The 12,568-nt window shown below is 71.5% G+C and carries 10 protein-coding genes; 7 read left to right on the forward strand and 3 right to left on the reverse strand.

The window, feature by feature from the left end; genetic code table 11:
• The 7 genes from MMB92_RS04275 to MMB92_RS04305 all read left to right on the forward strand — a co-directional run.
• Positions 1-1,114 (forward strand): polysaccharide biosynthesis/export family protein (locus MMB92_RS04275; protein WP_277562550.1); only part of this gene is annotated, 1,114 nt, incomplete at its 5' end.
• Positions 1,111-1,620, forward strand: coding sequence for a protein tyrosine phosphatase (locus tag MMB92_RS04280; protein ID WP_062885147.1), 510 nt, complete (start codon positions 1,111-1,113; stop codon positions 1,618-1,620). The genes MMB92_RS04275 and MMB92_RS04280, both read left to right, overlap by 4 nt.
• Complete coding sequence (locus MMB92_RS04285; protein WP_277562551.1) at positions 1,617-3,890, forward strand: polysaccharide biosynthesis tyrosine autokinase; 2,274 nt, start codon at positions 1,617-1,619, stop codon at positions 3,888-3,890. Before MMB92_RS04280 ends, MMB92_RS04285 begins: the two co-directional genes overlap by 4 nt.
• Positions 3,887-5,107: a glycosyltransferase family 4 protein gene (locus MMB92_RS04290; protein ID WP_277562552.1), complete on the forward strand. Its 1,221-nt coding sequence runs from the start codon at positions 3,887-3,889 to the stop codon at positions 5,105-5,107. The genes MMB92_RS04285 and MMB92_RS04290 overlap by 4 nt, the downstream gene beginning before the upstream one ends.
• Positions 5,107-6,270: a polysaccharide pyruvyl transferase family protein gene (locus tag MMB92_RS04295; protein WP_277562553.1), complete on the forward strand. Its 1,164-nt coding sequence runs from the start codon at positions 5,107-5,109 to the stop codon at positions 6,268-6,270. The genes MMB92_RS04290 and MMB92_RS04295 overlap by 1 nt, the downstream gene beginning before the upstream one ends.
• On the forward strand, positions 6,267-7,562 hold the full coding sequence (locus MMB92_RS04300; RefSeq protein WP_277562554.1) for an oligosaccharide flippase family protein: 1,296 nt from the start codon (positions 6,267-6,269) through the stop codon (positions 7,560-7,562). The genes MMB92_RS04295 and MMB92_RS04300 overlap by 4 nt, the downstream gene beginning before the upstream one ends.
• Positions 7,552-8,601 (forward strand): hypothetical protein, encoded by a 1,050-nt coding sequence (locus MMB92_RS04305; RefSeq protein ID WP_277562555.1) that lies wholly within the window; start codon positions 7,552-7,554, stop codon positions 8,599-8,601. Before MMB92_RS04300 ends, MMB92_RS04305 begins: the two co-directional genes overlap by 11 nt.
• Before the next feature lie 7 nt (positions 8,602-8,608).
• On the opposite strand, the gene MMB92_RS04310 is transcribed toward MMB92_RS04305, so the two are convergent.
• The 3 genes from MMB92_RS04310 to MMB92_RS04320 form a co-directional block, all read right to left on the reverse strand.
• Positions 8,609-9,559 carry a cellulase family glycosylhydrolase gene (locus MMB92_RS04310; protein ID WP_277562556.1) on the reverse strand — a complete coding sequence of 317 codons (951 nt, stop codon included), beginning with the start codon at positions 9,557-9,559 and terminating at the stop codon, positions 8,609-8,611.
• 257 nt (positions 9,560-9,816) lie between these two features.
• On the reverse strand, positions 9,817-11,400 hold the full coding sequence (locus tag MMB92_RS04315) for a DHA2 family efflux MFS transporter permease subunit (RefSeq protein ID WP_277562557.1): 1,584 nt from the start codon (positions 11,398-11,400) through the stop codon (positions 9,817-9,819).
• Entirely contained in the window at positions 11,397-12,521 is a 1,125-nt protein-coding gene (locus MMB92_RS04320) for an HlyD family secretion protein (protein ID WP_277562558.1), read from the reverse strand. The genes MMB92_RS04315 and MMB92_RS04320 overlap by 4 nt, the downstream gene beginning before the upstream one ends.
• Positions 12,522-12,568 lie beyond the last annotated feature (47 nt).

Raw genomic sequence — 12,568 nt, forward strand, 5'->3', positions numbered from 1 at the left:
GCCGGATGACGGCGCGCCCGCGCCGGCCGCGGCCGACTCGCGCGTGGCCGAAGCACGCGCCGCGGCCGCGTCGACCACGGCCGGCACGCCGGTTCGCGCGCCGCTCGCGGGCGGGGATGCCGTCGCCACGCCGCCGATCGTCGACATCGATCCGTCGCTGATCGCGCGCCAACGCGCGGCCCGGGATGCGGCCGCGGCGGCGTTCGACACGCCGGCCGCATCGCGCGCGTCGTCGGCCTACCGGATCGGCCCGGGCGACGTGCTGCAGATCACCGTGTGGGATCACCCGGAACTCGCGGCGGCCCAAGGCGGCGCACAGCAGACGCCGCCGCGCGCGGCCGACCCGGTTGCCGGCTTCGTCGTCGACGACCGCGGCAACCTGACGTTCCCGTATGCCGGCGCGCTGAAGGTCGCCGGCCTGACCGCCGCCGACGCGCAGGCCCGCGTGAAGCAGGCGCTCGGCAAGATCTACCGAGACCCGCAGGTCACGTTGCGCGTGGCATCGTTCCGTTCGCAGCAGGTGTACGTCGACGGCGAAGTCCACACGCCGGGCGCGCTGCCCGTCAACGACGTGCCGATGACGCTCGCCGATGCGATCGCGCGCGCCGGCGGCTTCACGCCCGGCGCCGACCAGAGCGACGTGACGATCGTGCGCGACGGCACGCCCGTGCGCATCGACCTGGCGCGCCTGATCGAGCGCCACCGCGACCCGTCGCGCATCGTGCTGCGCGGCGGCGACCTGCTGCGCGTCGGCGCGCGAGACAGCAACGGCGTGTACGTGATGGGCGAGGTCAACCGGCCGATGCTCGCGCTGCCGAAGCGCGACGGCCGCCTGACGTTGAGCGACGCACTGCTGCAGGCCGGCAGCATCAATTCCAATACCGCCGACGCCGCGCAGATGTTCGTGATTCGCGGCGCGCAGGGCCGCACGCCGACGGTATTCCATCTCGACGCGCGCTCGCCAGTCGCGATGGTGCTCGCGAACCAGTTCGAGCTGGAGCCGAAGGACATCGTCTACGTCGACGGCAACGGGCTCGTCCGCATCAGCCGCGTGCTGAGCCTGTTGCTGCCCAGCGTGAACACGGGCGTCGCCGCCGGGATCGCCACGAAATGAGGCCGACCCCGCCCCCCTTCCTGCTCGCCGTCTGCGAAGGCAACGTGTGCCGCAGCCCGCTCGCGGCCGCGCTGCTCGCGGCGAAGCTGCCGCACGCGCGGACCGGCTCGGCCGGCCTCGCGCCGCCGAACGGCCGGCCGGCCGACCCGCTGGCCCGCGAGATGGCCGCCGCGCGCGGGCTCAACCTCGACGCGCATGCGGCCCGGCCGGTGACGGCCGCGCTGTGCGCGCAGGCCGACCTGATCTTCGTGATGGACGGCGGGCAGCGCCGCGTGCTCGAAGCGCGTCACCCGTTCCTGCGCGGCCGCGTGTTCCGTCTCGGCGAGTACGCGCGGATCGCCGACGGCGCGCCGCTCGGCCTCGACATCCCAGACCCCTACCGCGGTACGCGCGACGACTTCGTGCGCTGCGCGGCGCTGATCGATCTCGCGGTCGGCAGCTGGCTGCCGCGGCTCGCCGCGCGCTGGCCGCACATCACCGCCTCCTTCTCCGGACCCCAGCCATGACGAGTACCGCTTCCCCCGAACGCGAGATCGACCTGATCCGCGTGCTCGACGTCCTGCGCCAGGCACGCTGGACGATCGCGTCGATCACGGCGGCCTGCGTCGCCGCCGGCGCGCTGTATGCGTTCGTCGCGCCGCCGATCTACCAGGCCGACCTGATGATCCAGACCGACGATGCGACCGACGCCGCGTCGAAGAACCTGCTCGGCGATGCCGCGTCGTTCTTCAACGTCGCGTCGCCCGCGTCGGCCGAGGCGCAGATCCTGTCGTCGCGGCTCGTCGTCACGCGCGCGGTGGAAGACCTGCGCGCGTATATCGTCGCGGCCCCCGCCCGCGTGCCGGTGATCGGCGCGTTCGTCGCGCGCTTCAACGACGGCGCGGTGAAGCCCGGCCTGTTCGGTTTCGGCGGCTATGCGTGGGGGCAGGAGCGGATCGACGTCGTGCGCTTCGACGTCCCGACGCGCGCGGAAGGCGACACGTTCCAGGTCGTGCGGCTCGACGAAACGCGTTACCGGCTCACCGGCGCGAGCCTGAAGGCCGATGCGGTCGGCACGATCGGCCGCACGGAAACCTTCGACACGCGCTACGGCCCGCTGCACCTCGACATCACCGGCTTCGACGCGCTGCCCGGCACGCGCTTCACGCTGGTGCGTCAATCGCGCGCGGAAACGATCGACACGCTGCGCACCGCGCTCGACGTCCAGGAGAAGGTGAAGCAATCGGGTGTGCTCGTCGCGTCGCTACGTGGCCACGATCCCGTCGACATCAGCGCGACGCTCAACGCGATCGCCAACCGTTACGTCGAACAGAACATCGCGCGCCGCACGGCCGAGGCCGCGCAATCGCTCGCGTTCCTGAACGAGCAGCTGCCGATCGTGAAAGGCCAGCTCGAGCGCGCGGAAACACGTTACGCGACCCTGCGCAGCCGCACCGGCTCGGTCGATCTCGAGGAAGAAGGCAAGGTCGTCCTGCAACAAGGCGCCGACCTGCAGACGCGCCTGCTCGAACTGCAGCAGAAACACGACGAACTGTCCCGCCGCTTCCTGCCGACTCACCCCGACATGGCCGCGCTCGACGCGCAGCTCGCGACGTTGAAGCGCCAGCAGGGCGCGCTCGACGCGCGCATCGCCCGGCTGCCCGCCCAGCAAAGCGAGGAAGTGCGCGCCCGGCTCGACGTGAAGGTGAACGCGGACCTGTACACCGCGCTGCTGAACAACACCCAGCAACTCGAACTCGTGCAGGCCGGCAGGACGGCGAGCGTGCGCGTGGTCGATGCGGCCGTCGCGCCGGCCGATCCGGTGCGGCCGAACCGGCCGGTCGTGATCGCCGCCGCCGCGCTGGCCGGCCTCGCGCTCGGGTTGATCGCCGCATTCGCGCGCGAATTCCTGTACGGCGGCCTGACCGCCGTCGACGAGATCGAGCGCCACACGTCGCTGCCGGTGCGCGCGGTGCTGCCTGCCGCCGCCCGCCAGCGCAAGCTGATGCGCGCGGTCGAACGTCATGACGCGGGCCTGCACGTGCTCGCGTACGACGATCCGTACGAACCGGCGATCGAAGGGCTGCGCAGCCTGCAGACCGCACTGCACTTCGCGCTCGCCGATCGCGCGCATCCGCTGGTGCTGGTCACGGGCCCCGCACCCGGCACCGGCAAGTCGTTCGTATCGGTCAACCTCGCGGCGGTGCATGCGGCGAGCGGCCGGCGCGTGCTGCTGATCGACGGCGATCTGCGCAAGGGCTATCTGCACCAGTACTTCGGACTCGAACGCGGCGCGGGCTTCGCGGCGCTGCTCGCCGGCCGCGCGCACGCCGACGACGCCATCCGGCGCGACGTCGCGCCGAATCTCGACTTCCTGCCGACCGGCGAACTGCCGAGCGCGCCGACCGCGCTGCTGCAGCAGGCCGGCCTCGGCGCGCTGCTCGCGTCGCTGCGCGCGCGCTACGACCTCGTCGTCGTCGATTCCGCCCCGCTGCTCGCCGCCACCGACTCGACCTGGCTCGGCACCCATGCCGACGCGACGCTCCTCGTCGCACGCGCGGGCTCGACGCGGGCCGGCGAACTCGTCGAAGCCGCGAAGCGCCTGCCGCAGCGGCCCGACGCCCAGCCCGGCGTCGTGCTGAACGGCCTCGATCCGCGCACGGGCGCATCGGCCTTCGGCTCGAAATACGGCGGCTACCGCTACGAAGCGTACCGCTACACGTGCGACGCGCGGCGCTGTACGCACCTCGCCCGCCTGCGCGCGGCACTTCAACGTCTGCTGCGGAGGTCCGCATGAGCGACATCGCATTCGCGCCGTCATTCGACGAGCGCGCGCCCCTTCAACCCGACACGCGCCCAGCGGCTTCGCCCCCCGCCGCGCCGCCGCTGCGCATCGCGCTCGTCGTCGAAGCGGCCGGCGGCGGCGTCGCCGTGCACCTGACCGACCTGATCGCCGGTCTGCACGCACGCGGCTACGCGGACATCCACCTGATCGCGCCGCTCGGCGAGCGCTTCGACGACGCGATGCTGGCCGACGCGGCCGCGCGGTGCAAGACCGTGCACCGGCTGCCGCTGCGGCGCGCGGTCGGCGCACACGACCTGCGCGGCATGCTCGCGCTGCGCCGGCTGTTGCGCCGGATCCGGCCCGACATCGTGCACAGCCACAGCTCGAAGGCCGGCGCGCTCGCGCGCCTGTGCCGCGGGCCCTGGAAGCAGGTCTACACGCCGCATGCGGTCTATACGCTGAACCCGACGCTGTCGCCTGCGAAGCGCGCGTTCTACGGCAGCGTCGAGCGCGTGCTCGGCAATGCGTGCTCGGACGCGGTGATCGCCGTGTCGCAGGACGAAGCCGATCACCTGCATGCGCTCGGCATCGCGCGCGAGCGCATCCGGCTCGTCGAGAACGGCGTCACGCCGCCGATGCTGCTCGCGCGCCAGGCGGCACGCATCGCGCTCGGATTGGCCGATCACCCGTTCGTCGTCGGGTTCGTCGGGCGGTTCGATCACCAGAAGGGGATCGACCGCCTCGTGCGGATCGCGCGCGTACTCGACGAACGCTTCGGCAATCGCGTGCAGGTCGTCGCGGTCGGCTCGGGCGACTTCGACCGGGCAGCGGGCGACGAGGCGCACGACCTGCCGGCGAACCTGCGCATCGCGGGCCGCGTCGACGCCGCGCGCCGCTACTTCTCCGCGTTCGACCTGCTCGCGCTGCCGAGCCGCTACGAAGGGTTTCCGTACGTGTGCCTCGAAGCCGTCGCCGCACGGGTGCCGATCGTGGCGACGCAGGTGTCGGGTGCGACCGAGCTGATCGCCGACCACCGCGTCGGGCTGACGGTATCGAACAGCGACGATCCGGCCGCGTTCGCGTCGATGGTCGGCCGGCTCGTCGAGCATCCGGCCGCGCACCGGCTGATGCGCGAACAATGCGCACGCGCCTACCCCCATTTCTCGGCGGACGCGATGGTCGATCGCACGCTCGCCGTCTATCGCGACCTGCTGCGGGAGAGCGCATGATGAGCCGCCCCGTTCACGTGGCGCTGCTGCACGCGTACAGCGCACGCAACTCCGGCGACGGGCTGCTCGTCGAGCTGTCGGTCGGGCTGCTGCGCGGCGCGTTCGGCGCCGACACGCGCGTGTCCGTCGTCGCGGCCGATCCCGCGTCGTTCCCCGCTCATCCGGACGTGCGGCCCGCGCCCGTGCTCGCCGCCGGCGCCGCCGGGCGGCTGATCGGCGCGGCGATGGCGGCGCTGCCCGTCGTCGCCAATCCGGCGCTGGCCGACCTGCGCGGCCTGCTGAAACAGGTCGACCTGATCGTCGGCGTCGGCGGCGGCTACCTGCGCGCGCGCAACAGCGTCGAGGCGCTCAAGCTCGAAGCCGGGCACCTCGTGCAGATGCGTGCGGCACGCGCGGCGCGCAAGCCGGCCGTCTATCTGCCGCAGAGCATCGGCCCGGCTGCCGGCAATGCGATGCTCGCCGGCCACCTGACGTCGCTGCTCGCGGGCTTCCACACCGTGTTCGTGCGCGACGATCGTTCGATGGCGCTGCTCGCCGCCAACCCGAACACCCGGCGGGCGCCCGATCTCGCGGTGCTCGAATTCGGCCGTCGGGCGGCCGGCCTGCGCGAGCACGCGCATGTGCCGCCGGCCCGCCCCGGCCACATCGCGCTGGTGCTGCGCCGTCCGCCCGCGTGGAACGCCGCGCAATGCGCGCGTTACCACGCGCAGACGGAAGCGTTGATCGAACGGCTCGGCGCGTTCTGCCGCATCACGTTCGCCGTGCAAAGCACGGGGCGCGGCAACGACGACGCCGCGTACTACCGGGAACGCGGCTTCGACGATACGCGCACGCTGAAGGACGTGCTCGCCGGCGACACGCCCGATGCGGTCGTCTCCGTGCGCCTGCACGGCGCGCTCGAGTCGATCCTGCATGGCGTGCCGGCCTATCACCTGAGCTACGAGCGCAAGGGGTTCGGCGCGTATGCCGATCTCGGCGTCGGCCACTGGGTCGCGAACGCAGCCGATTTCGATGCGAATGCGGTATGCGACACGCTGTTCGCCCCCGACGCGCTGCGCCGCTTCTGGACGCAGACCGACACCGGCATCGCGCGGCTCGCCCGCGAACGCGAGCGAATCGTCGCCGCGCTGCGGGCTGCGCTCCACGACGGAGCGGCGCGATGAAGGCCGCATCGTCGCGCCTCGCGCTGCGGGTCGGTGCGCTCGGCCTCAAATTCGTGCTGACGATCGTCGTCGCGCGCACGCTCGGCTTCGAAGCGGTAGCCGTCTATGGTGTCGCGCTCGCGGTGTCGGTCGTCGCGTCGAAGGTACTCGGCCTCGGCTTCAGCACCGAAATCAACCGGCGGCTCGCCGGCCCCGATCCGCGCGATGCGATCCGGACCTGCATGCGGCTCTCCGTGCTGTATGCGGGCGTCCATGTCGTGCTGTGCGGCGCGGCCGCGCTGCCGGTCGGCGCGTTCTTCGGGCGGCCGCGGGCGGGCGCGCTGGCCGACGTGCCGCTCGTCCTGGTGACGCTCGTCGCATGCGCCGAACATGCGGCGCTCGAAGTCAACACGTGGCTGTTCTCGCTACATCGCGCCCGCGCGGCGTCATGGCTGCTGTTCGTGCGGACCGGCGCGTGGGCCGGCGTCGCGGTCGCCGCGCTCGCGGCGCGCGTGGTCGGGTCGATCGACGGCGTGTTCGCGATCTGGCTCGCCGGCGACGTGATCGTCGTCGCGCTCGGCTGGCTGCTGATTTCGCGCACCGCGCGCCGGCTGCCGGCGATGCCCGCGCTATCGGCCACGCGCTTGCCGCTCGCGACGGTTTGGCGCAGCGGCGCGCCGTTCTTCGTCGCGTTGCTGCTGCTGTCGGTACTGCAGTATCTCGAACGCTTCGTCGCATCCGCGATGCTCGATGCGGGCGAGCTCGGCCGCTACGTGTTCGTGTGGTCGATCGCGAACGCGATCCAGACGATCGCGTCGGCCACCGTCGCGGCGGTCGCCGCGCCGCGCCTCGTGCGTGCGCTCGACTGTCCGCGAAACGCGCCGAAGGCATTTCGCGGCGAACTCGCGCAGGCGCTGCGCGGGTCGGTGATCCTGACCGGCGCCGCCGCGCTCGCGATCGTCACCGTGCATCCGTGGCTGTTCCGGCTCGCGCATGAAGGCAACGACCTGCCGTCGACCGTCATCCTCGCGATCCTGCTGCTGTCGTTCGTGCTGCGCGCCGCGTGCGACGTGCTGTGGGCCGCCGCCGTCGCGTTGCGGGCAGGCCGCGTGGTCGCGTGCGTGATGGCCGTGCTGACGCTCGCGTGCGTACCGATGACGATCGCGCTCGTGCATGACGGGCACGCGATCGGCGCAGCCGTCGCGCATCTCGTCGCGAGCATCGCGGTGTTCGCGTGGCTCGCATGGATCGTGTCGGCGCGCACCCCGACGGCGCGCCGCGCCATCCGGCCGGGAGCGGCCGATGCTGCGTAAGCTGATCGCGAGCGGTCCGCTGCTGAGCCGCGGCTTGCGGGATGCCATCGCCGCGTGCCTCGCGCTGCTGTACGTCGGCGTCTATGCGAATGCGCGCGCGCTGCTGCCGGAATTCATCTTCCGCGACGCAGACAAGATCCAGACGCAGATCGGCGGCGGCTCGACCTACGACGGCTCGTCGTTCGACGCGGTCGGCAAGCTGTACCAGGCGCTCGGCGGCGCCGGCACGGCCGTGTTCGTCGTCGCGCTGGGCGTCGCCACGATCTGGATCGCGCTACGCGCGACACGGCGGCTCGGCGCGCTGGTCGCCCATCTCGCGTTGATTGCGCCGTGCCTGTTCTTCAACCTGTTCGTCGCGAGCAAGGACACGCTCGTCGTCGCGATGTCGATCGCGGTGCTCGCCGTTGCGCGCGTACGCGGCACGACGGGTACGATGCTGATCGCCGTGCTGCTGTACCTCGGCTACGCGGCCACGATCCGCGGTTACTTCGCGTTGATCGTCGCGATCGCGCTCGCGGCATGGGTGTGGCGCCGGGTATCGACGCTGCCGAGGCTGGCCGGCGCATTGCTGGTCGTCGCCGTGCTCGTCGCGCTGCCGAATGCCGCCTATACGCTGCTTCAGCAGCCGCGCGACCTCGCGGTCGACTATCTCGTGTATGCGTCGCCGTTCGGCGCGCGCACGAGTTTCTACAATCCGTTTCCGCCCGATTCGTTCGTCCATTTCGCGGGCAACTATGCGTATTCGCTCGTGCGGCTCAACCTGCCGGTGCTGTTCTCGTTCGATCCGAAGGGATTCGCGATGCAGGCGCTGGTCGCGCTGTTTCTCTGCGCCGCATGGCGACGCGTTCCCGTGCGGCGTGCCGGTGAAGGCGGAAACGCGCTGCCCCGCAACGGCGAACTGCTCGCGTGCCTGCTGCTCGGCCATGTCGCGGTCTCGATGCTGTTCGAGCCGGATCTCGGCAGCTACCTGCGGCACCTGTCCAGCGTCGCCTTGTTCGCCGTCGCGCTGTGGTCGATCCGCACGCGCGAGCCGGCTTGACGGCCGGCTACGGCTTCGACGTCGTCGCGCGCAGCGACGCGCGGGCCGCATCGAGCGCGGGCTTCGGCGACCGGTCCGCGCGCACGAGCCCGTAGCTGCGCTGCGCCGCATCGCTCGCATTCGCCGTATCGGCCCATTCGTAAACCGACAGCAGCGGCGTGCCGAGCGTCGCGCGCGCATCGAGCAGCATGCGCACACGTCGCGCCTGCCGCGCGTTGCCGTCGACGCCCGCCGACGCCGCGCCGTCTTCGGTCACGAGCGCCGGCAGGCCGTAGCGCGCGCGAATGTCGCGCGCGGCATCGCGGATCTGCGGCGGCGTCATCCCGTACGCGTGGTACGACACGGCGTCGAGACACGCGGGTGACGCGGCAACCATGCCGGCCAGCAGGCGGTCGGGCACGCTGCCGGGCAGCGGCGGCCGTGCGAAGCCGAAGCCGACGACCGGAGCGGACGGCCGGCGCGCGGCCAGGCCGCGGCACACGCCTTCGGCAAACGGCGGGAACGTGTGCGCAACGTCGCCGGTCGGCCAATAACGGCCCAGATCCGGTTCGTTCCACAGCTCGATCGCCACCAGCGCGCGGTCGTATCGCGCGGCGAGCTGCGTCACCGCGCCGGCCAAACGGGCGCCGGCCGTCACGAGCGACGGGCGGTCCGTGTTCGCTTCGCGCGCTCCATCGTCTTGTCCCAGCGGCGCGAGCATACGCACGGTCAGCAACACCGGCAGCCGAGCCGCGCGCGCCGCCGCGAATGCCTCGTCGACCTGGCGACGGTAGTCCGCACGATCGAGACGATCGGTCCATACGCCGAAGCGGACGAAGTCGAAGCCGGTCTGTCGAATCTGCCGCGCATCGGCGGGCGTCAACGACTGGATCTTCGTCTGGACGCCGACAAGCGGCCGGCCGTCGGAGGCGGCCGGCCAGCGCGCGCGGTCGTCGGCATGGGCGGGCGGAAGTGCCACGAAACACAGTGCGACGGCAACGAACAGCGTGGAAATCCGGAGCATGGGCAGGAGAACGATCGGGCATGCCGGCAGCATGTGACGCGTTGCGCAACGAACCTGCACGCGCACGGCCGGCGGAAAACAGGGCATCGTGGCCGATCGTGCATTGTTGCAGAGCCGCGCGCTCGCCACCATCGGACCGGTCCGAGCGGGTTCGGCTCCGTGCCGGCGCACCGCCCGCGGGCACGCCTGCCCGGCCAGTTGCGCCCCCGCCGCTACGCCTTCTTCCTCCCCCTCAACACGAACGCCGCCGCCGTACACCCGATCATCGCGATTCCCGCGATCAGGAACGTATCGCTGTACGCCATCAGCAGCGCCTCGCGCATCACGCGCTGGTTCACGAGCCCGAGCGCCATCTCCTGCACGCCGGAGATCGACCCGCCGGGCAGCACGTCCGCGCGCGGCGCATGCACGCGGGAAAGCAGCCGCGCAAGCATCGCCATGCGCTCCTGGAACGCCTCGGAGAACGGCGTGACCGTCTCGCCGATGCGCATCGCGTGCAGCTTCTGCCGCTCGACGACGATCTGGCTCATCACCGCGATGCCGATCGCGCCGCCGACGTTGCGGACCATGTTGAACACGCCCGACGCGGAGCCGAGCTGCGCCTTCTCGATCCCGTCGACGGCCATCACGGCCAGCGCGATCACGACGAACGACTGCCCGATCCCGCGCACGATCAGCGACGGGACGATCACGTTCGATGCCGCATCGGCGTCGAGGTGGATGTTCATCAGGCAGCCGGCCGCGACCAGCACGAAGCCGAGCACGATCGTCGTGCGCGGGCTGGTGCGGCGCATCAGCGGCGGCGTCAGGAACGACATCGCGAACTGCACGAGCCCGTACGGAATCATCGCGAGGCCGATGTCGCGCGCGCTGTAGCCGTGCAGCTCGGCGAAGTAGTTCGGCACGAGGAACACCACGCCGAACACCACCGCGCCGAACAGGAACTGCATCAGGCTCGCGATCCCGAAGTTGTACTGGCCGAGCAGCCGCAGGTTGATGAACGGCTCCTTGCGCCGCAGCTCGATCGCGACGAACGCCGCCAGCCCGAGCGCCGCGACGATCGACAGCTCGACGATCAGGTCCGACGCGAACCAGTCCTTGCGCCCGCCCTCCTCCAGCACGATCTGCAGCGCGCTCAGGCCGACCGCCATCGTCGCGATGCCGAACCAGTCGGCCCGCCTGAGCATCCCGAGCTGCACCGGCACGGGCCGGATCGCCCAGCCGATCGCCACGACCAGCGCGATCGCCGGCGGAATCTGCAGATAGAAGATCCAGCGCCACGAATACATGTCGGTCAGCCACCCGCCGACCGACGGCCCCGCCGCCTGCGCGACGTTGTTCGCGATCGCGAACAGCGCCATCCCGAGCGGATGTTTCGACGGCGGCAATTCGGTGACGATCAGCTGGAACGACAGCGGGATCAGCACGCCGCCGAACGCGCCCTGCAGCGCCCGCGCGATGATCATCGTCGAGATGCTCGGCGCGACCGAGCACGCGAGCGAAAACGCGAGAAAGCCGGTCGCGCCGACCAGCAGCACGCGTCGCGCGGAAAACACCTGCACGAGCCAGCCGGTGAGCGGAATCACGACGATCTCGGCGACGAGGTACGCAGTGGTGATCCACGAGCCTTCCTCGAAGCTCGCGCCGAGCGAGCCGCGGATGTCGGGCAGCGACGCATTGGTCACGTGCACGTTCATGCCGGCCATGAAGCAGCCGAACACGCCGCCGAGCACCGCGACCCACGCGCGCAGCGAAACGGTGTCTTCGTGCGCAGCCTGCGCGGTCGTCGTGCTCACGTGCCGGCCCCCTGCGTGCCGCGCGTGTCGACGCGCGCGATCACCGACATCCCGGGCCGCAGCACGACGCCGGCCGGCGGCGCATCGACGCGGATCTTCACCGGGATGCGCTGCACGATCTTCGTGAAGTTGCCGGTCGCGTTGTCCGGCGGCAGCAGCGCGAACTGCGCGCCCGAGCCCGGCGCGAGGCCGATCACGCGGCCATGCAGCGTATGGCCCGAATAGGTGTCGACGTCGATCTGGACGGGCTGGCCGTCGTGCATCGCGCCCAACTGCGTTTCCTTGAAGTTCGCGACGACATACACGTCGCTCAGCGGCACCACCGCGAGCAGCGGCATCCCGACTTCGACGTACTGGCCGGCCCGTACCGCGCGCTGGCCGACGCTGCCGTCGCGCGTCGCGCGGATCACCGTGTGGTCGAGATCGAGCTGCGCGAGCGCCAGCTTCGCCTGGGCCGCCGCAAGCCGCGCACGCGCCTGCGCGATCGCGGCCGCGCTCTGTTCGCGGCGGCGCTGCAGCACGGTCTGCTGGTCGGTCTGCACGCGCACGGCCGCCCCGGCGCGGGCCAGTTCGGCGCGTGCCTTCAACGCGTCCGCGTGGGCCTGCTCCCAGCGCTGTCCGCTCGCGGCGGATTCGGCCAGCAGTTGCTTGTAGCGCGTCGCATCGGCGTCGCGCCGCGCGGCTTCGGCGCCCGCGGCGGCCGCGTCGGCATCGGCCTGCGCGATCTGGCTGCGCTGCTGGCCGATCTGGGCGTCGAGCGTCGAAGCCGCCGCCTGCTCGGCTTGCAGCGTCGCGTCGGCCGCCGCGACGGCGGCCTGCGCATCGTCGACCTTCGCGCGATAGTCGCGGTCGTCGAGCCGCACGAGCACGTCGCCGCGCTTCACCGGCTGGTTGTCGTCGACGGCGACCTGCGTGACGTAACCCGACACGCGGGAGCTGACGGTCACGACGTCGGCGCGGACATACGCGTCGTCGGTGCTTTCGATGAAACGGCCGACGGTCCACCAGTGCCAGCCGAACACGGCGAGCGCGATGACGGCGAGCACGACGCCCGCGGCGATCAGTTGGCGCCGGGAGAACCGGGCGGTTTTGGCTTTTTCGGGTACGGCAGTCGTGCTCATGATCGGAATGATGTGTAGGCGTGCAAGAGAACGGACAGGGACGCGGC

This window comes from Burkholderia sp. IO2 (assembly GCF_029522185.1).
GTDB classification, from domain to species: domain Bacteria; phylum Pseudomonadota; class Gammaproteobacteria; order Burkholderiales; family Burkholderiaceae; genus Burkholderia; species Burkholderia cenocepacia.

What these genes read in the sequence shown, in the direction of transcription:
- MMB92_RS04300 (WP_277562554.1), top strand. Translation starts at nt 6,267, where the DNA reads ATGAAGGCCGCATCGTCGCGCCTCGCGCTGCGGGTCGGTGCGCTCGGC.
- MMB92_RS04280 (WP_062885147.1), top strand. Translation starts at nt 1,111, where the DNA reads ATGAGGCCGACCCCGCCCCCCTTCCTGCTCGCCGTCTGCGAAGGCAAC.
- MMB92_RS04285 (WP_277562551.1), top strand. Translation starts at nt 1,617, where the DNA reads ATGACGAGTACCGCTTCCCCCGAACGCGAGATCGACCTGATCCGCGTG.
- MMB92_RS04290 (WP_277562552.1), top strand. Translation starts at nt 3,887, where the DNA reads ATGAGCGACATCGCATTCGCGCCGTCATTCGACGAGCGCGCGCCCCTT.
- MMB92_RS04295 (WP_277562553.1), top strand. Translation starts at nt 5,107, where the DNA reads ATGAGCCGCCCCGTTCACGTGGCGCTGCTGCACGCGTACAGCGCACGC.
- MMB92_RS04305 (WP_277562555.1), top strand. Translation starts at nt 7,552, where the DNA reads ATGCTGCGTAAGCTGATCGCGAGCGGTCCGCTGCTGAGCCGCGGCTTG.
- MMB92_RS04320 (WP_277562558.1), bottom strand. Translation starts at nt 12,521, where the DNA reads ATGAGCACGACTGCCGTACCCGAAAAAGCCAAAACCGCCCGGTTCTCC.